The following is a 19,602-nucleotide window of genomic DNA, read 5'->3' on the forward strand; positions in this document are numbered from 1 at the left end:
CTTTATAAATGAGGAAGGGAGTCCTTATCTTGCATGATCTGAAACGGATTTTTTCTCATCTCGGGCCATTCAGGCGGGAATTTATTCTCAGTATTCTCTTTATTATCGCGGAAACCGGATTTGAACTTGTCATCCCTCTGATCATGGCCGACATCATCGATGTGGGAGTGGCAAACAGAAATATACATTATATTCTTATAAAAGGTATGCAGATGGGAATCTGTGCTGTCCTGTCTCTCATTACAGGACTGTTTTACGCAAAATTTGCCGCCAAAGCCGCCCTTGGCTTTGGTGCTTTTGTGCGCGAACAGGAATTTGCCCGTATTCAGACATATTCCTTTTCCAATCTGGATCATTTTGCCACCTCCTCTTTGATCACTCGTATGACAACCGATATCACCGTGATACAAAATGCGATCACCGGAGGAATACGGCCGATGGTAAGAGGTCCTGTTATGCTCATTCTCGGACTTTTTCTTGCTTTCCTGATGAATGCAAAACTCTCGCTTGTTTTCCTTGCCTGCATCCCTGTGCTTGGAGTCATCCTTTTTTTCATTGTGCGAAAAGTCGCGCCTCTGTACGGAAGACTGCAGATATGCATGGACAGAGTAAATGCCGCTATCCAGGAAAATCTCACCGCCATCCGTGCTGTGAAGGCTTTTGTAAGAGAGGAGTATGAAGAAGAATTTTTTGAAAAGGCTAACCACTCTCTTGCAGATACCAGCCGCACTACCTTTCACTTTGCCGTTCTCAATCTCCCTGCTTTCCAGGCCACCATGTACACTGCCATTGTGCTGATTCTCTGGTTTGGCGGAAACTTTATAAGGACCGGACAGATGCAGGTAGGGCAGCTTACCGGTTTTCTAAGCTATGTATTGCAGATCGTCAATTCCCTCATGCTGATCTCCAACGTATTTCTTATGCTTACCCGATCTCTTGCCAGTGCACGGCGAATCAATCAAGTATTTGACGAATGTCCAGATCTTTCTGATCCCAAGGATCCTGTCACCGAAATTTCAGACGGACGGATCGACTTTGAACATGTATATTTCAAGTATAAAAGAGACGCACAGCAGTATACCCTTTCTGACATCGACCTTCATATCCGTTCCGGGGAAACAGTAGGAATTATCGGCGGGACCGGTTCCTCTAAAACCACCCTGGTACAGCTCATTCCCCGACTCTATGACGCATCCGGCGGCAGAGTACTTGTAGGCGGATCCGACGTCCGTTCTTATTCTCTTTGTGCTCTCCGGGACGCTGTGGGAATTGTCCTTCAAAAGAATGTGCTTTTTTCCGGGACGATCCGTGAAAATCTCCAGTGGGGAAATCCCGACGCTTCTGATACAGAGATTTGGAATGCTTGTCATACTGCCTGCGCTGATGAGTTTATCCGCCATTTTCCTGACGGACTGGATACCAGACTGGAGCAGGGCGGCATTAATTTGTCCGGCGGGCAAAAGCAGCGGCTGTGTATTGCCCGTACTCTTTTAAAGCATCCGAAAATTCTGATCTTTGATGATTCTACAAGCGCAGTTGACACCGCCACGGAAGAAAAAATGCGCCGCAGACTTTCGGCTCTTTCTTCCATGACCAAACTGGTCATTGCCCAGCGGGTTACTTCTGTCATGCATGCAGATAAAATCCTGATCCTGGATGACGGACACCTTCATGCCCTGGGCACTCATGAGTCGCTCCTTGCATCCTGCCCCGTCTATCAGGAAATTTATGATTCTCAGATGAGAGGAGGCACGACAAATGGCAACGCTTAGCAGAAAACGTCCAAAAGATCCGAAAAAAACTTTCGTCAGGCTTTTATCCTATATGGGAATGCATAAGTTTCTTCTGGCTGCCGTGGCTGTTCTTGTCACCATCAGCGCCGGAGCAAACCTTCTTGGCACCTATATGGTAAAGCCTCTTGTCAATCGGTATATTGTTCCCGGTGATTTTTCCGGCCTGCTTTTTGGTGTCCTTTTTACTGCCGCCATCTACCTCGCCGGAGCGCTCTCTTCTTATGGCTACAGCCAGACCATGGTAAAGGCAGCGCAGAAGATTATCTATGATATTCGCCGGGATCTGTTTCACACGATGGAAAAACTTCCCCTGGACTATTTTGACCGGCATCCTTACGGAGATACCATGAGCCGCTTCACCAACGATGTGGACACCATATCCGATGCCCTGAACAACAGCTTTGCCATGATTATCCAGAGTTTTATTCAGGTTGCGGGGACACTGACAATTCTTTTTGTCCTGAACTGGCGCTTAAGCTTTCTTGTTGTTCTGGGCTATATCTCTATGTTTCTCTACATTCGCTACAGCGGGAAAAAAAGCACCTACTATTTCAACCGTCAGCAGCAGTACCTTGGAGAACTGAACGGATATATTGAGGAGCTGATTCAGGGACAGAAGGTGGTAAAAGTCTTCAACCATGAATCTGACAGCCTGCAACATTTTCAGGAAAAAAATGCTCTGCTGCAGGAAGCCGGTACAAAAGCAGTTTCCTACTCCAGCACGATGATTCCCATGGTCGTCAGTATTTCCTATATTAACTATGCTGTAGTATCTGTCCTGGGCGCTCTTATGGCTATTTACGGCATGACAGATATCGGCAGCCTTGCCAGCTACCTGATCTTCGTACGCCAGTCTACCCTTCCGGTAAACCAGTTCACGCAGCAGTCTAATTTTATGCTCTCCGCGCTGGCGGGTGCAGAAAGGATCTTTCAGATGATGGAGGAAACACCAGAGGAAGACGATGGAACCATTGTCCTTGTCAATGCAGCCGAAACCGCAGATCACACCCTTGTCAAATCCAAGAAGCACACAGGAATATGGGCATGGGAGAATACTTCTTCCCACATGCTCACTCCATTAAAAGGTGATGTACGCTTCCACCATGTTTCTTTCGGATACCGGGAGGACAAAATGATTCTTGACCAGATCAGCCTCTATGCCAAACCGGGACAAAAGATTGCCTTTGTCGGTTCCACCGGAGCCGGGAAAACAACAATAATCAACCTTATCAGCCGGTTTTATGAAATCAGCAAAGGAACGATCACCTACGACGGAATTGATATACGTAATATCCGTAAGGAGTCTCTTCGCCGTTCCATGGCTGTCGTACTCCAGGATACTCACCTCTTTACCGGAACTATTGCTGATAATATTCGTTTTGGAAAACTGGACGCCTCCGACGAAGAAGTAACGAAAGCCGCTGTTCTTGCCAACGCCGATTCCTTTATCCGCAGGATGCCGGACGGATATGACACATGGATCACCGGAGACGGCCAGGGCCTTTCCCAGGGACAGCGCCAGCTTCTTGCTATTGCAAGGGCAGCCGTGGCAGATCCCCCAGTTCTCGTTCTTGATGAAGCAACCAGCAGCATTGATACGCGAACGGAACGCCTGATTGAAAAAGGCATGGACCGCCTCATGGAAGGACGTACCGTCTTTGTCATCGCCCATCGCCTCAGTACTGTGCGAAACGCCAATGCCATCCTCGTTCTGGAACACGGACGGATCATAGAACGCGGGGATCATGAGGAACTTTTGGCTCAAAAAGGCATGTACTACCAGCTCTATCATGGCATGTCTGAGCTGACCTGATCTGTATTTAAATTTACCTCCGTTATCTTACTCTTTCTTGACTGTATCCGTCCCTTCCATTCAATTCAAGCTGTACCGGCTCCTGCCGCTCTTTCAGATCGGCAAGGGCTGCACAGCGGATATTCATATTCTCAAAAGTTGTCCAGTAAAACCTTCCCGACTGTGCACACATCACGGAGGTGTAAATCGTATAGTCATAGGGAACCATTCTCTCATCATACGGCATATTCTCCCCCGGTTCGCCGACCACTGCAAGTCCCGGCGGGAACGCAGCGTGATGCATCATATGAAACAGCCTTGTCACCCCGTCTTTTTCATTCTTTCCCTTCACCCCATACTTCTTCAAAAAGGCCAGACGCACAAACCGTGACGGAGAGGTAAAATCTCCTGGAAGCCCCAGAGTACCGCTGCCGGAAAAGCAGGGCTCTACTCTCTCTCCATCAAACTCCCTTATGCCATAATCTTCCTGCCTGATCTGCACATAATTTAAGATGTTCAACCGATGCCATTCATAATCCGGGCTGTTCGTCATGATTCCCATTGTATCCGGATAGACATGAAGACCATCCCGCCGCTCCTCTACTACAATGCTTCTTCCCCTCCTGTCTGTAAACATCCAGTGCACCTGCACCACAGTTCCCAGAATCGGCAAATCTACAAGACTGATCCGGTTTTTCAGTTCTTCTTCTACTTCCTTTGTATCTTTGCACTGCAACAGGACATGTGTCAGGAGCACCGAAGGCTGTACCGGTATACGTCCGGACTGACAGTTCTTTGGATATGCGGCGAATTTACGGAAATAGAGCTGACCTCCCATCAGCCCTTCCTCGTTCATGCCTTCATAAAAAAGAGGCGTGTCGGAAAGAAAAAGCCCTCCGATTCCAATTGCCGCATATTTTCCCCGCTTCTTTGAGGGTAATGTCTTTTCTTCCGGCAGTACGCCGCCGCATGTATCATAAGGAATCTCCGCCGGGACATACAGGACATTTGTCCCTTTCGCTATCCTGTTAAAATCGAAGTTTCTTCCCCACAGTACAAGACCATCTTCTGTCTCCCAGGACATAGCGCTGCATCCTCCCTCAGATGCCAGAAGAAATTCCCTGGCATTCCGCTTTCTTTCCTCCTTCTTCAACTGGTTTTCCCTGCATTTCTCCATCTGATTTCTCCTTTTTTCACTTATGCCCTTATTATATCCTGGCTGCAAGGAAAAATATGCAGTAACTGTCACATTTGCTGTTTCCGATCTCAGATTTCCGAATGCTGCAGATCATAATAAAAAATATACTGCTGCAGGATTCCTTCCGACCCTTTATATTTTTCAAAAGGAAATCCCTGTGGATAGTTCTTTTTTAGAACTTTTTTGATATGTGTGTCAACGGGAAATGCTTCCAGATGGTGGAGTGCAAAAAGACAGATACAGTCTGCCACCTTCTCCCCTACTCCGCTAAGCTTCATCAGCTCCTTGCGTGCCTCTTGATAGCACATCCCTTTTATCTTCTCCAGGTCTGCTTCTCCGGAAAGCACACTGTTTACCGTATTTTTTATATATCTGCTTCTGTATCCAAGATTACATGCCCGAAGTGCATCTTCATCCGCCTGAGCCAGTTCTTCCGGTTTCGGGAACGCATAGTATTCCTTTCCCTGTAAATCAGTCATCTTTGTTCCATATCTCTGTGATAAAAGTTCCAGAATTTTCTTGATACGGCGAATATTATTTTGCTGTGAAACGATAAAAGACACGATCATTTCCCACAGATCCTGACGCAAAATCCGAATACCGGAACCGAAACGGGCCGCATCCATAAGATAGCTGTCCCTGGGATCAATTGCCCTTATACAGGCGCTATAGTCTCCATCCATATCGAAATATCCTCTCCAAAATTTTTCAAACTCTTCCCTGGTACAGGAAAAAAGAAAGCTCTGGTCCCCCACTTCTTCTATTTCCAGGTAATACCCGGACGCAATCAGAGCATACCGCTTCTCTCCTACAGGATCCATTCGGAAGCACTGGCCGGATGCGCAGATCTGTCCTGGATGAAAGTTCTCTTTTGTAATTTTTATCATTTTCCGGTTGTCTCCTTATTCTAAATTACCCTTTTTCCTCTACACGGGTATGTAATCATTATATCACGTGTATAAAAAAGGAAGGGAAAAATCACAGAACAGCTCCTTCGCTTTCTCAGTGATCTTCCCTTCTGGTTCTTCTTACAGATAATTTTGTATACCCTGGACTGGAACTTAAGCTACACTCTTCCTTCCATGACCGCCGTTATTCAATCCTGCCGCTTTTTCAAACTCTTTTAATTTCTTCTTTGCCTCCGGATTTAAATTTCTCGGCACCTCAATCTGTACTGTTACATAATGATCGCCGTGTATCCCCGGATTTTCCAGAGACACAATCCCTTTTCCCCGCAGCCGGATCTTCGTACCTGACTGTGTACCTTCTTTTATTTTGCACATTACATTTCCATAGAGAGTATTCACCAGAGCTTCCCCTCCAAACACTGCTGTTGTAAATGGAATTTGAAGGGTAGAATAAACATCTATTCCTTTTCGCTCAAATCCTCTCTTTTCTCCTACTTTCACTTTCAAGAGAAGATCTCCCGGCTCTCCGCCTCCGTTTCCGGGCATTCCCTTCCCTTTCAGACGTATGCTCTTCCCGGTGTCAATACCTGCCGGAATATGCACCTGAAGGGTCTGTACCTTACCGTCAGTCCCACTGGGATCCTGGAAACTTATAATCTTATCACATCCAAAGACAGCCTCTTCAAAGCTGATATTGGTTTCTGCCTTTAAATCGGCGCCCTTTTGCCTGAACCCGCCTGTATGAAAATCGTTTTGAAAACCGCCGAAATCATTGCTGTAAAAAGACCTTTTTCCAAAACCGTCTTTCTTTTTTCCATGAAAAAAGTTGCCGAAAATATCATCAAAAATGTCATCCATATTTCCATTTTCAAAATGAAATTCCTGATAACCGCTTCCTGCAGATCCTCCGTATGTTCTGCCCGAATAACCACTGCCTCCCGGTGCGCTGCCGTCAAAGGCAGCATAGCCAAACTGATCATACATTTTTTTCTTTTCAGGGTCACTTAGGATCGCATAGGCTTCCGTAATTTCCTTAAATTTCTGCTCTGCCTGCGGATTGCCGGCATTTGTATCTGGATGATACTTTTTAGCTAATTTCCTATATGCTTTTTTTATTGTACCTGCATCTGCATTTTTATCCACTCCAAGAACCTCATAGCAATCTTTTTTTGTTTCCAATTACATCACCTCCCGATCCTTTGCCTTTTCACCAACGCTAAATTCCCCGGAAATCATTCCGGGGAATTTCTGCAGGTTATCCTTCAATTGTAACATAACGGTTTTCTTCCACCTGCTTCTCATCCACTTTAGGAATGTCTAATGTAAGAATACCATTCTCAAATTTCGCATGGATATCATTCTGCGTAATATTCTTTCCAACATAAAAGCTTCTGCTCAGATTGCCTGTGAAACGCTCCTGACGGATATATTTTCCTTCCTTTTTCTCTTCATTGCTGACATTTCTGGCAGCGCTGATCGTCAGATATCCTTCTTTCAATTCTGCCTTAATATCTTCTTTCTTGAATCCAGGCAGATCAATCTCCACTTCATAACCATTGTCTTTTTCCTTAACGTCCGTCTTCATAATCTGATCCGTACGTCCTGTATATCTTCTGTCCACCTCCGGAAATGAAAAATCAAACCAGTCATTAAATAAATTCTCTCCAAAAATACTAGGCATCATCATAAATCATCTCTCCTATCTTTTATTTATATTAGCATTTCCTGCAGTAAAATATGCAGCTGAAATGTTGTTTTTGAACTTCAGGAATCTGCTCATCTCTATCTCTATCTCTATCTCTTTCCCTTTGTTCTATTTGTAATATAACACTTATTATTAGCAGTGTCAATAGGTGAGTGCTAATTTTTCTAATTTTTTACGGCTTCCGTTAATTGAAAAAGTTATTTCTGTTTTTTTTCCTTTTTTGCTTCTCTATAAATCAGGGGTGGATTTTACCTTTGCAATCGTGTTATCCTGTACTCCCCGGAGCGGATTGGAGGTCATCATGGCAACTCATCATATTGGTAACTTTAAGCATCTTACTCTTTCTGATCGTGCAGAGATTGAAATCATGATCGAAAAAGGCTTCTCTTTTTCTCAAATGGCCAGGGCTCTTTCCAAAGACTCCTCTACCATCTCTAAAGAAATCCGGCGGCATCGTTTCCTTGTTCCACACTATCGGGACGAGAACAGCCGCAGACGCTCGGAATGCGCTCATTTTTCTTCCTGTACCAGGCAGCACCTGTGCGGACGCACTTCCTGTCTCTCCCTTTGCTCCAAATGCCGCAGCAAGCGCTGTTCTTTTTACTGTCCGGACTTTTCTCCCTTGATCTGTCCACGGCTCTTAAAGCCTCCTTACGTTTGCAACAGCTGTCCTAAACTGCGTACTTGTTCCCATGACTTCTATTTTTATCGGGCAAAATACGCAGAAGATTCCTATCAGGAGGTCAAATCTTCTTCCAGATCCGGGATCAATCAGTCTCCGGAATCCCTGGAAAAACTGGACAAGCTCATCTCTCCTCTTTTGAAGCAAGGGCAGCCTCTGTCCCATATTTATCTCACCCACAGGGAGGAGATCAACTGTTCCCAGCGGACTCTTTACAACTATATCGATCTCCGTTGTTTCTCTGCAGTAAATCTGGATCTCCCCAGAAAAGTTTCTTATAAACCCAGGAAAAAACGGCGGTCTGAACCAGAAATTCCCGGCTATCGTATGGGGCGCACATATCTGGACTTTGAGCAGTACATAGCCGCTCATCCAGACTGTTCCATTGTGGAAATGGATGTGGTGGAAGGCGCCGGCGGCAAAAGCTCTCCTGTCCTCCTTACTCTTTTCTTTCGCAGCTGTTCCTTTATGCTCCTTTTTCTCATGGAGAGCGACTGCAGAGCTTCTGTCAGGGATGTTTTTGACTTCCTATATGCCTCCCTGGGACCTGCCCGGTATTCTAGGCTTTTTTCCGTGATCCTGACGGATAATGGTTCCTCTTTTAAAGATCCTTCCGTCTTTGAACGAAATAATGGCCATGGTTCTCATACTCTCATTTTCTACTGTGACCCGATGGCTTCCTGGCAAAAGGGAAGGTTGGAAAAGAACCATGAATTTATCCGCTATGTTCTTCCCAAGGGAAAAACTTTCTCCGGGTTGACACAGGCACAGGCCACGCTCATAGCTAATCATATCAATAGTACGGCAAGAGCCAGTCTAAACGGCTGCACCCCGTTTGAACTGGCTCTTCTCCTATTGGACAGAAAACTGCTGGAGCTCTGCCATATGGCATGGATCCCGGTTGATCAGGTCACACTGAAACCTACGCTTTTAAAGTAAATTTTTTCAACAACCTAAAATACAAAAAGCTCCGGGCCAATGACAGGATTTCATACAAACCATACAGAAAAACCGGTGGAAGTTAGTTTTTCAAAAACACTTCCTGCGGTCTTTTTTGAATGTCATAAAATACACATCCAGCTGCTTTTCTCCTTTTCATTATAAAGAAAATGTCCCTTAAAATCTATGGAAATCCAGAAATAAGTTTTTCTAAAATCCTTTATTTATCGATAAGATCCGATGGTGGAAATTAGTTTTTATTATAGAAACCTTTTTACGGCTTCTTGCCAGACAGTTACCCGACCCAAAAGAAGTAAAAAAATACCGGGGATTCCCGGTTATGGTATTCTGATATAAGACTGGCAGTGTATTTACCAATCTTATTTTCGTCCTACCAGCATCCGGGAGTCTCCCAGCATCATCCATGCTGCGCGGCGGTGTGAACCGAAGGCTTCCTGTGCTGTATTGATGATCTGTACTTCCTGGTATCCCATTTTGCGCAGTTTCTCTACGAACTTCTCCATATCCCCGTACATCCGAGGCTTCATGTCGTCGTTAAGGGCAAACACACCGCCTTTTTTCAGCACCCGCAGACTTTCCAGCAGCAGGGCCTGCTTGTCCGCGCCGTTGATATTATGATAGACATAGTTGCTCACCACAGCGTCAAAACTCTCATCCGGGAAATCCAGTTTCCGTGCGTCGCCGCGAAGAAACCTGCAGCGGCCGGCTGTGCCCTCGCTCTGCGCATTTCTCTCACACATGGTCTGGCTGTAATCGTAAACAGCCCCCCAGTAATCAATGCCGGTAACTTCCGTCTCCGGCCAGGATAGCGCTGCCCTGATGGAGAGCGCTCCCGATCCGCAGCCCACCTCCAAAAGCTTCCCTTTCCCGTCATAATCGAGATGGGATAAAAGAACCTCATGAACCTTTTCCATCATGCCGCCTCCGCCAAAGGCGTACTGTCGCCGGATCCAGGTGGTCCAGGCAAGCAGGATCAATACTGCTACTGCAGCGATCAACGCTAAAATTCCAATCACCCTTATGCCGGGAATAAAATGCGATACGACGCATAAAACTGCCATAAGGACAACCAGCGCGCCCATCATATAAAAGACCGGCGCGGACATCCAGTTCCCATAATTTTCTCCATGTGTACCGAGTCTAATCGAATCCCGGTTTCTTCCATTCATCTTCATATCCTTTATCTTCCTATACTTCCTTTCTGCTCGAGACGATATTCATAAATAAGCGTTTTCTGTCCGGATCCGTCCGGATCCGTCCGGAAACGGCTTTTCTGCCTTTTTTATAAATCCCCGTTTTTCATAAAATTTCCAGGTGGCCAGTGTATTGGTCAAAAGCCTCACTGTACTTGCCCTGTCAGCTTCCGCTCTGTCCATAAACTTTGACACCAGCACCGTACCCAGCCCTTTCCGATAGTCCTTTCCGGATGAAAGGGCTGCCAGTTCGAGATCGCAGCTATCAAAATATTTTTCCTCCCGCTCACGCAGCTGCAAAAGGAAATCATCCAGCTGCTTCTGAAAGGCTTCGGACAAGCGATACTGTCCCAGATAGAACTTCAAAAACATCCGGCACCACGCTCCATAATGCTTTTTACATCGGTCAAAATCCGACTTTTTCGGATGAAATTTTTTATCATAAATGCCACAGATAAACCCCACAACCTGGTGATCCGAAGTTTCCGCCACATAGGTGAAACTGCATTTTTCTATAAGGATCTGGACATAATCCCGCAAAAATCCTCTGTCATTTCCGTCAATGGGACATGTAAAAAAGTCTTCATAAAAACATCGGCTGCAGTCTTTTACATCTTCCGCTCTATATGGCCGGATCGTAAACATAAAATTTCTCCTCTCTGCCGGCTGGTCAGGTTTATCGCCTTCCTTTTGTATAAATATCTTTGCCCTTCATTTAATCAGTTTGCATGTTTCTATTTAAGTTAGTTAAAACTAACTATTTGTTGTTATAATAACCTATTTGAAAACAAATATCAATATCTTTTTCTTGTATTGACAAAATTTTATGCCGAATATGTTATAGCATCGTTATATATGACTGTCAAAACTATTCCTTTTCCAGTTCCCACTTTGACAACAATTTCCCCAGTTGTTTTGCAAGCATCCCAACCAAAAGAGCCGCTGCCACTGTTCCTTCTCTCACGCCCTGAAGCTGTCCTGTAAAGGAAAGCGACAAAATACAGGCAATTATAACCAGCGTTACGTCAAACCCTACTTTCATATATCCAAACTTTATTTGAGGAAACACTTTGCAGATTGCCAGTACTACTCCCTCTCCTGCCAATACTATCACTCCCGCCTTAACTTCAAAACTGACTCCCACGGCCACCAACAGGATACCGACAAGACAGACGAGCCACTGCTGCCAGTATGTATCACAGTGGATTCCCTGAACTGCCCACACACCGAAGTCCGTGAGATAGCCGAAGAAGAACGCCACCGGAAGCTGCATAAGCTGAATTGGGTGATAATTTTTCCTCAAGATCAGTATCTGCAGCAAAATAAATACACAATGCATTGTAATTGTAGCCGTCCCTACAGTCAGCGAAGTAAACAGACTGACCACATACGGTACGCTCGAAATCGGAGAGGTTCCCAGACTTGCTTTAATAGAAAATGCGACGCCAAATGCCATGATTGAAAGGCCCACCAGAAGGAGCAGATAGCGTTTTAAAATATAGACAGATAACTTATTCAATATATTTCATTCCTTTCCCTTTTCCGTCATTTCCATTATAACACTATCAAAAAAAATGTGTATGCCTGATACAGAGAAGTACATCACGGCTCAAAAAGCCGGGGCAATAAAATTTACCCCGGCTTTTGTCATTTTAAGTTTAATATGCTCTACTTTTTACTTGACAATTCAAATATCCTGTAACACCTCGTCTGCTTTCTTTATGGACGGATGATCCTTCCGGCTCCTGCCATTGTCTCGACAATGCTGTACATATTTGTCACAGTTCCGACAGCCAGCTTTTCTTTTAATCCGTAATAATCCAGACAGGTTCCGCATGTCATGATCTCCACGCCCTGTGCTTCCAGACTCTTTAAGTCTTCCAGCGAATCCGACCCTTCACAGGTCAGGGTTGCTCCGCCATTGTAAAACAGCATGGTTTTAGGAAGTGTATCCAGCTGTGTGACAGCAAAAATAAATCCTTTGATCAAAACTTTTCCAAGGGCATCATTTCCCTCTCCCATGCGGTCAGAAGATACGACAACAACGGTATTTCCTCTGGCATCCGGGATGCAGGCAGTTTCCTCTTCCTCTCCGGCAGCCTGTGATGGCGCTCCTTCCATTTCAATCACGATCCGGAACTCTTTTTCTCCCTTTTTCTCGGAAGTTACTTTCCCTCCGCTGGATGCTGCCATTTTTGATACATTCTGTACGGCAATCTCATTATCTACAAGAACCTCTATTGTCTCCGGTCCTGTCAGCTCCTGCATTGCCTTCTTTGTCTTAATCACCGGAATCGGGCAGTTATCTCCCATTGCATTTACTGTTATCATGTTTCTTCCACCTTTCTTTGTGTCTATATGATTACAGCATTTCAATAAATGCTGCAATTCTCGTATTCAGCTGTCCAATATCTGCCTGTGAATAATCTGTTTCCACATTGAGATATGGAATCCCTTTTTCCTGGTTTACGAATTTGCGGATGCTAAAAGCCTCCACATTATAAGTATGACACGCCTGCAGCGTCATTTCAACTACTCCATCCACTTTATATTCATCAATCAGACGTCCCAAAAGCTCCAGTCTGTTGGGATTAGGAGTCATAACGGAACATCCGATATTCAGATATCTTCTTGCCAGAGCATCATACACATCAGGATTCTCCTCATCTACCAGCTTGTCAATGGATTTGGCGCCGGTACAGTTTTCGTATGTAACAACGACTGCCCCATTGCTCTCAATTGCCTGGATCACCTTTTCTGTCGCTCCTCCAACAGGACAGCCGGTGAAAAGAATACGGGGCATCTTCTCCAGCATTTTTCCTTCCGCATATTCTTTTTGTATCTTTTCTACCAGGGCATCTACCTCTGCCGGAATTTCTCTCCGGTCAAATTTGAAGGTACTTCCATATAATACCTTAAAAAGGTCATGTCCGCAGATCGGAACCGGATCATGTTTCATAACTTCATACAATTTTCTCAAAGAGCGCCGTCCGGCATTGTTCACTTTGATTGCTTCCCGGATATCATCCTCGGTGATCGTTACGTCAAATTTCTTTTCCAGATATTCTTTAAAGCGAATGATCTCGCTTTTCCAGAGCTTCAGCGCTTCCTCGCCCTGTGTATTTGGAAGTTCCATCAAAAACACATCTTTAAATTCAGACATATATTCATACATCTTTTTCTTTCCGTCGCAGGTTGTCTCCCCGACTACCACATCGGAAAAATAGAAAAACGGGCATTTGTCTGTCTTCGCAAATCCGTAACTGGATTTGATCAGAGGACAGAGATTTTTGGGGAGATCCCTCTCTGCTTCCGGTATTGTCTCATCGGAAGTGGAACACAGTCCCACTGTGGCGGCTCCCATAGCCATTGCAATCTCCTGGGGGAAATAAGTACAATATGCTCCCACAATAGGAACTCCCTGCTCTTTTAATTTTTTTACTCCGAGAAAAGAATTTTTCCTTTGCTCTGCAAATTCTTCAAATACCTCTGGCAATTCTTTGATCAGTTCCATTTTTATCTCCTTTTATCTGTTTTTGTCTTTTCTTTTGCCAGCAGTGCCGCTCCCAAAGCGCCTGCATATCGTCCCTGTTCAGTAGGGCATACTTTCTGTCCGATTTTTTCTGACAGTATTTTTGTAAAATATTCACTGCTGCTAAGCCCACCTGTCAAAATAATATGATCCGGCAGGTTTTTCCTCATTGCAAGCTGAGCCACTTTAGCTGCAACAGAATCCACAACACCAGCCGCAATGTCCTCTCTCTTTCTGCCTTCCCCAATATAATTGATCACTTCTGATTCAGCAAAGACTGTACACAATGAGCTAATAGAAAGTGTATTTCCCGCAGCGGCCATATCAAAAAGTTCCTGAAGCGTAACTCCAAGACGGTTTGCCATGATTTCCAGGAATTTCCCGGTCCCTGCAGAACACTTATCATTCATAAGGAAATCCTGCACCATGCCATTTTCGATGAGGATCACTTTCGTGTCCTGTCCTCCCACATCGATGACTGCGCAGTGATCGCTTCCCAGCTCCCGGCCGCCTCTTGCATGGCAGGTAATCTCTGTAATAACATAATCTGCATAATCTACCGCAATTCTTCCATAGCCCGTAGCCACGACTTTTGCCTGGCCTTCCTCCATATTGATTCCGTCTTTCTTCAGATTTTCACGGATCGTCAACGCTGTTTCCTTACTGCTCCAGCCGGTAGGCATGGTAAATGCAAGTTCCTTTTCTCCTCTTACCACCACCTTGGCAGCTGTTGAACCAATATCTATTCCTATATAATTCATGTACTATCCCTTCGTCTTTTGCTTCTTCACTATTCCGGTCTTTCATCAGCAGTACCGGTCTCTGCCGGGGTTGATATCCTTTTCAACCACCACCATATCCAGAATTTCAATATCGTTTTCCTGAATACATTTCTCTATTTTCTCCCTATCTTCTTCCTGATAAATCAGGGAAATCCCGCAGCACTTGCTTGCACTTCTCGGAGTCGGGGCGATGACCGCCCTGATTCCAAGTGCCTTCAGCTCTCTGTGAAGCCGCATTCCATTATCATGATTGGGAAATAAAATGTAATGCTGTTTTTCTGACATGGGCCTATGCCCCCAGCATTTCTATAAATGCACTGATTCTTGTACGAAGCTGCTGTGCATCACTGTCTACATAGTCTGTTTCAATTCCAAGTACCGGAATTCCTGCTTCCTTCAGCGCTTTTTCCACCGTATATCCCTCTACGTCATAAAGGCTGCAGAATTTCAGATTTACATCAATAACTCCATCCACTTTATATTCTTTTGCCAGGCGGACAATATCATCAATTCTTGCGCTGTTTGGTGTAAAGCATGCACAGTTGATTCCCATATATCTTTCTGCAATAGCGTCGATCTGTTCATCTACCGTCGTCTTTGTCTCATCTACAAGGCGTTCAAAATATCTTGTGCCGGTGCACATTTCTTCACAGACAACTGCTCCTCCGCTTGTTTCTACCAGATTATGGATCTTCCAGTTTGGAATAGCCAGAGGTGTTCCTGTCAGCATAATTCTCTTTGTTCCTTCCGGAAATACGCTCACACCCTCTGCTACTCTGTTTTCCAGTTCGTCGCACAGTTTATTTGTCATTTCTGTAAATCTTGTGGGATCATCATAGAATGCGATCTGTGAGATCAGAAGTACATCTTTTCCACTGATGGGAAGCCTGTCATTTCTGCGAAAAGCGTACAGTCTTTCCAGGGCTTTCCTCTTCTGATTGATCATATGAATACTGTCAGCAAGCTTTTCCGCTGTTATTTTATTTCCGGTAAAATCCTCTACTACTTTTTTAAATTCCCGGATTTCATCCGCCCAGGAACAGACATCCTTCTCTCTCTTCATCTGGGGCAGATCCATTACATGTACCGGAACATCCTCTGCCAGAATTTCCCATGCTTTTTTCTTTCCGTCGCATGTAGTTTCTCCCACATACATGTCAGCAATACGGAAAAACGGACAGGTACGGTCCAGTCTGGCACCTACTGATGCCTTGATCAAAGGACAGGTATTGGTAGGAAGAACCTTCTCTCCTCCCGGAACCCAGAACTGTGATCCGCCGCACAGTCCTGTAGCGATCGCATCTGCTGCAAATACAATTTCATCCGGCACATAGACACAGAATGTCCCGAATACTTTCCCGCCTTTTTTCTGATGTTCGATCAGCTCTGCCGGACGGACCCCGTGTATTTCTGCAACGACAAAGTTAAAATAATCCATTGCCTCCGGCCTGTTTTCCTGGGAAAGATAAACATCGCCAAATGCCTGTGGCAAAACTTCGCACAACTGGTCGTGTGTGTCCACATCCATTCCCAAATCTTCCCACATCTTTCTGTAATCTGCCATAATAAAATAACCTCCTCTTTTTGTACTTTCCACAGTACTCCTTCTATTACGGTAACACTTTTAGAATTTCCAAACAATTATAAAGAGGCCGTTTTCTTATTGCTTTTTATAATAATTCTCTCATTTTATTGACTTTTTCTATAAGTCCTTTTCACTTTCTGCTGTTACAATTCCTTAAATGCCTGAATACACTGATCGATCTCCTCTTTTGTATTAAAAGTACTGAAAGCAAAACGAACCGTTCCCTGAGGATAGGTTCCGAGTATATAGTGTGCTGCCGGTGCGCAATGCAGGCCCACCCTGGTCATAATGCCATATTTTTGTTCCAGCTTAAAGGCTGCCACCGCGTTATCTGTCTTTAGAAAATCCAGTGAAACCACCGCAACTCTCCCTTCGGTCCCCTTCTTTCCCGCAATACGTATCTGCGGAAACTGCTTCACCTGTTCCAGGAAATATTTCGTCAGATCCATCTTTTTTTGATGAATCTTCTCTATTCCCTGCTCCTTAATATAAGATAAAGCTGCATGAAGCCCGATAATTCCGGGAAGATTAAGGGTTCCGCTTTCATATTTGTCCGGCAGGGTTTCCGGCATCTTAAGGCTGTCTGACTGGCTGCCTGTACCTCCCATGATCAGTGGTTCCATCTTGTCATCCAGAGAAGAAGAAATCAAAAATCCTCCGATTCCCTGGGGGCCTAAAAGACCTTTATGGCCGGTAAAAGCAAGGAAATCAATTCCGGTCTTCTTCATGTCAACCGGAATCGTTCCTGCACTTTGGGCTGTATCCACCACAAAATAAATCTGCCGTTCCCTGCAGATTTTTCCTATTTCCTCCACAGGCACAATCGTGCCGCACACATTAGAGGCATGAAGGACAATGATTGCTTTTGTATTTGGGCGGATTTTATGCTCCATATCTTCCAGAGACACATTTCCCTCCTCATCCGTATAGACAGCCTCATAGCAGACGCCCCTTTTTTCCATGGCGTACAGTGGCCTCATCACCGCATTATGCTCCATTCCCGTCACAAGGACATGATCTCCGGACTTTAAAAATCCGCGGATAAAATAATTCAGGGAATGGGTAATTCCCGGTGTAAATATAACCTGCCGGGAACTTTCTGCATGGAAAAGATCAGCCAGCTGTTCTCGCGTTTCCAGTACCGTATCTGCCACTTCATATGCTCCCTCATAATTCCCTCTGTTGATATTAAATGCCCCTTCTGTCAGCAATCTGCCGACTTCCCGGGCCACTCCGGGAGCCTTTGGATAGGAAGTGCTTCCATTATCAAAATAAATGGATGATTTTTTGTTCATGGTTATACCATCCCCCTTTGTTTTATCTTCCTTTTCAGCTATATATAACGGTATCACTTTTCTATATTCTCAACAATTCAGGGGAAAGTATTTCTTATCGTTTTTTTCAATAAGCACTGCTTATTTATTTGTATTCTCTATTATCCTTCTATTCAATATCCTGACACAAACAGAGGAAGGCGGCATTACAAAAATTCTTCCAGATGACCGTTGTCATCAAACTGAAGTTCCTGCCCTTCTTGAAGCAGTTCAATATCAGGATTGTTTTTCAGCTCCTCATACAGAGCTTCTGATACCCAGAGTTTTTCTATATTATTGGTATTTTTGATCCGAATGATCTTTGCTTTTTCCAGTTCGTCCAAAGCAGCAGTGGCAATGGCTGCCTCAGTAGCCTCTTGGTCATTTGCTTCTATACATGGAATTTTCCCCTGGGCAGGAGCCATGGAAGCCACTGCATTTTTGGCTGTGGCAGCAAAATCAATCTGATCCAGGACCTCCTTTGTGGAAAAATCTGCCAGACCGATCCCAATGGCGTTCCCATGAGACTCCTCTGTAAGGTGAAGAACAACGATCCTGGTGACCTGCGGGATTTTCGGTTCTGACTGTCCAGTCACAAAAACTCTTCCGATCACTTTTGTATCCATGCCTGACCCTGAAATATTTTTCCCCATCTCATCTACGATCAGAACATCGATCTGATCTGCCGGAAGCTTCATTCTTTCTTTTTTCACTTTCTCAAGCAGCTTCTTCTCTGTCTCCAAAAAATCTTCCGGTTTCCGCAAATAGATGCCACTCAATTCATGAACTGCATTTTCTGTTATCATTACTCCAAAAAGGACATTCAGCCTGGCGCTCATAAACTCTGCTGTTTCCCTGATTACCGTCCCATAGCCATATTTTAATGCAAGGGAATGGACATTCTGGCAGCCTCTTGGATTTCCGATTCCAATAGCCATCATTTTCAGTACGCCACTCTCTGTTACATCCTCAAAATCTGTGTGCATCTTCACCCTGTTTATAAGAACTACCGCGTCAAATTCCCGGCACAATACATTACCGTAAACCGTAAATCCATGCTTTTTTGTTTTTCCCCATTCTTCCGTATCTCCACTGCACAGGATGGGGGCTGCCACCTTTTCTTCTGTGATACCAAGGGATGCCAGCACCTCCCTCTGTCCTTTTGCCGTTCCGTTCCCATGAGACCCCATTGCTCCGAAAATATACGGCCTTCCGCCTGCCTCTTTTATTTTTTCTACAGTCTGCGAAACAATAGGGACAATCTTATCAATGCCCCGGCTTCCTACTGCAATTCCTACTTTTTTCCCCTTAATCCTGTCAGGATCAATGGAAGCTTTTTCATATTCCCTTTCAAATTCTGTTTCTATATTGTTGATGTTTTCCCTGCTGTAGTCGTGATTGTAAATTTGGTACATCTTTGGAAATTTCATACTCTTTTCCTCCTGTTAAATCCATTATACATCCGGCCGTCAGATCTTGTATATAGGGCAGTACGAAGGACTTTCCCATAAAACTCTCCTATAAAATAAAAAAGGATACACAAGTTGTACCTGCGTATCCTCAAATAAATATTTTTATTCTGTTTCTTCAGCCTCTTCGTCCTCTGAAGCACTGTTGTGTATTTCTGTGACAGCTACTACCGTTGTCTCCGGATTTGTAATAAGATCAATGTCTTTCTTCTTAGCAATATCCAGATCTTTCACCTGAAGCGAATCACCAAGTTTCATATCTCCCACATCGATCTCTACCTTCTCAACCAGTGCCGCCGGGACTGCTTTATAGGAAATCTCATACAACATCTGCTGTACGAGTCCTGTATTTACCTTTTCGTGATTCAGCAGAATCACCTCAGCTACAGAGTGAACTTTTTCACCGCTCACCAAAGCCTGGAAATCAATCTCGTATATATCTGTTTTCAACGGGCTAAGGTCAATCTCTTTGATCAGGACATCCATGGTCTGGCCGTCAACTTCCAACATGATCTGGCTGCCTTTTCCATGGCCTTTGATCAGGCGCTCTGCATCTGTCTTTAATATCTGTATCGGCATGGACTCTTTCATTTCTCTGCCAAATACATTTCCGGTAACAAAGCCTTCCCTTCTAAGTTTTTTCGCTTTTGTCTGCATGTTTCTTTTTTCAGCTTTTAAAGTATTCATTTA

18 protein-coding genes are annotated in these 19,602 nt (G+C 44.6%); 3 read left to right on the forward strand and 15 right to left on the reverse strand.

The window, feature by feature from the left end; translation table 11 throughout:
* The first annotated feature begins 38 nt into the window (after positions 1-38).
* Both R2J37_RS10875 and R2J37_RS10880 read left to right on the forward strand, forming a co-directional pair.
* On the forward strand, positions 39-1,772 hold the full coding sequence (locus R2J37_RS10875) for an ABC transporter ATP-binding protein (protein ID WP_334303270.1): 1,734 nt from the start codon (positions 39-41) through the stop codon (positions 1,770-1,772).
* Positions 1,759-3,606, forward strand: coding sequence for an ABC transporter ATP-binding protein (locus R2J37_RS10880; RefSeq protein ID WP_316264980.1), 1,848 nt, complete (start codon positions 1,759-1,761; stop codon positions 3,604-3,606). The genes R2J37_RS10875 and R2J37_RS10880 overlap by 14 nt, the downstream gene beginning before the upstream one ends.
* Positions 3,607-3,628: 22 nt before the next feature.
* Here R2J37_RS10880 and R2J37_RS10885 read toward each other — a convergent pair whose 3' ends face one another.
* The 4 genes from R2J37_RS10885 to R2J37_RS10900 form a co-directional block, all read right to left on the reverse strand.
* On the reverse strand, positions 3,629-4,762 hold the full coding sequence (locus tag R2J37_RS10885) for a linear amide C-N hydrolase (protein ID WP_316264981.1): 1,134 nt from the start codon (positions 4,760-4,762) through the stop codon (positions 3,629-3,631).
* An 89-nt stretch (positions 4,763-4,851) separates the two neighbouring features.
* Positions 4,852-5,670, reverse strand: coding sequence for a DNA-3-methyladenine glycosylase family protein (locus R2J37_RS10890; RefSeq protein ID WP_316264983.1), 819 nt, complete (start codon positions 5,668-5,670; stop codon positions 4,852-4,854).
* A 174-nt stretch (positions 5,671-5,844) separates the two neighbouring features.
* Positions 5,845-6,870 (reverse strand): DnaJ C-terminal domain-containing protein, encoded by a 1,026-nt coding sequence (locus R2J37_RS10895; protein WP_316264985.1) that lies wholly within the window; start codon positions 6,868-6,870, stop codon positions 5,845-5,847.
* 76 nt (positions 6,871-6,946) lie between these two features.
* Positions 6,947-7,378, reverse strand: coding sequence for an Hsp20/alpha crystallin family protein (locus R2J37_RS10900; protein WP_316264987.1), 432 nt, complete (start codon positions 7,376-7,378; stop codon positions 6,947-6,949).
* A 319-nt stretch (positions 7,379-7,697) separates the two neighbouring features.
* Between R2J37_RS10900 and R2J37_RS10905 the strand changes: the two genes are divergently transcribed.
* Positions 7,698-9,017: an IS30 family transposase gene (locus R2J37_RS10905; RefSeq protein ID WP_316264989.1), complete on the forward strand. Its 1,320-nt coding sequence runs from the start codon at positions 7,698-7,700 to the stop codon at positions 9,015-9,017.
* A gap of 380 nt (positions 9,018-9,397) precedes the next feature.
* Here the strand turns inward: R2J37_RS10905 and R2J37_RS10910 are convergent, their stop codons facing one another.
* The 11 genes from R2J37_RS10910 to R2J37_RS10960 form a co-directional block, all read right to left on the reverse strand.
* Positions 9,398-10,213: a class I SAM-dependent methyltransferase gene (locus tag R2J37_RS10910; protein WP_256194939.1), complete on the reverse strand. Its 816-nt coding sequence runs from the start codon at positions 10,211-10,213 to the stop codon at positions 9,398-9,400.
* A gap of 42 nt (positions 10,214-10,255) precedes the next feature.
* Entirely contained in the window at positions 10,256-10,876 is a 621-nt protein-coding gene (locus R2J37_RS10915; protein ID WP_316264991.1) for a GNAT family N-acetyltransferase, read from the reverse strand.
* A 223-nt stretch (positions 10,877-11,099) separates the two neighbouring features.
* Positions 11,100-11,750, reverse strand: coding sequence for a YczE/YyaS/YitT family protein (locus tag R2J37_RS10920; RefSeq protein ID WP_316264993.1), 651 nt, complete (start codon positions 11,748-11,750; stop codon positions 11,100-11,102).
* A gap of 200 nt (positions 11,751-11,950) precedes the next feature.
* On the reverse strand, positions 11,951-12,562 hold the full coding sequence (gene yedF / locus R2J37_RS10925) for a sulfurtransferase-like selenium metabolism protein YedF (protein ID WP_230105658.1): 612 nt from the start codon (positions 12,560-12,562) through the stop codon (positions 11,951-11,953).
* A gap of 31 nt (positions 12,563-12,593) precedes the next feature.
* On the reverse strand, positions 12,594-13,745 hold the full coding sequence (locus tag R2J37_RS10930; RefSeq protein ID WP_230105657.1) for a double-cubane-cluster-containing anaerobic reductase: 1,152 nt from the start codon (positions 13,743-13,745) through the stop codon (positions 12,594-12,596).
* 2 nt (positions 13,746-13,747) lie between these two features.
* Positions 13,748-14,524 carry an acyl-CoA dehydratase activase gene (locus R2J37_RS10935; RefSeq protein ID WP_230105656.1) on the reverse strand — a complete coding sequence of 259 codons (777 nt, stop codon included), beginning with the start codon at positions 14,522-14,524 and terminating at the stop codon, positions 13,748-13,750.
* A gap of 45 nt (positions 14,525-14,569) precedes the next feature.
* Positions 14,570-14,830 (reverse strand): putative Se/S carrier protein, encoded by a 261-nt coding sequence (locus R2J37_RS10940; RefSeq protein ID WP_230105655.1) that lies wholly within the window; start codon positions 14,828-14,830, stop codon positions 14,570-14,572.
* A 4-nt stretch (positions 14,831-14,834) separates the two neighbouring features.
* Positions 14,835-16,109, reverse strand: coding sequence for a double-cubane-cluster-containing anaerobic reductase (locus R2J37_RS10945; protein ID WP_230105654.1), 1,275 nt, complete (start codon positions 16,107-16,109; stop codon positions 14,835-14,837).
* A gap of 164 nt (positions 16,110-16,273) precedes the next feature.
* Positions 16,274-17,425: an aminotransferase class V-fold PLP-dependent enzyme gene (locus tag R2J37_RS10950; RefSeq protein ID WP_256194946.1), complete on the reverse strand. Its 1,152-nt coding sequence runs from the start codon at positions 17,423-17,425 to the stop codon at positions 16,274-16,276.
* Positions 17,426-17,610: 185 nt separating this feature from the next.
* A complete protein-coding gene (locus R2J37_RS10955; protein WP_316264997.1) occupies positions 17,611-18,873 on the reverse strand; it encodes a nickel pincer cofactor-dependent isomerase, group 22 in 1,263 nt (420 codons plus the stop codon).
* A gap of 144 nt (positions 18,874-19,017) precedes the next feature.
* On the reverse strand, positions 19,018-19,599 hold the full coding sequence (locus R2J37_RS10960; RefSeq protein ID WP_230105651.1) for a 50S ribosomal protein L25: 582 nt from the start codon (positions 19,597-19,599) through the stop codon (positions 19,018-19,020).
* Positions 19,600-19,602 lie beyond the last annotated feature (3 nt).

This window comes from Claveliimonas bilis, assembly GCF_030296775.1.
GTDB classification, from domain to species: domain Bacteria; phylum Bacillota; class Clostridia; order Lachnospirales; family Lachnospiraceae; genus Claveliimonas; species Claveliimonas bilis.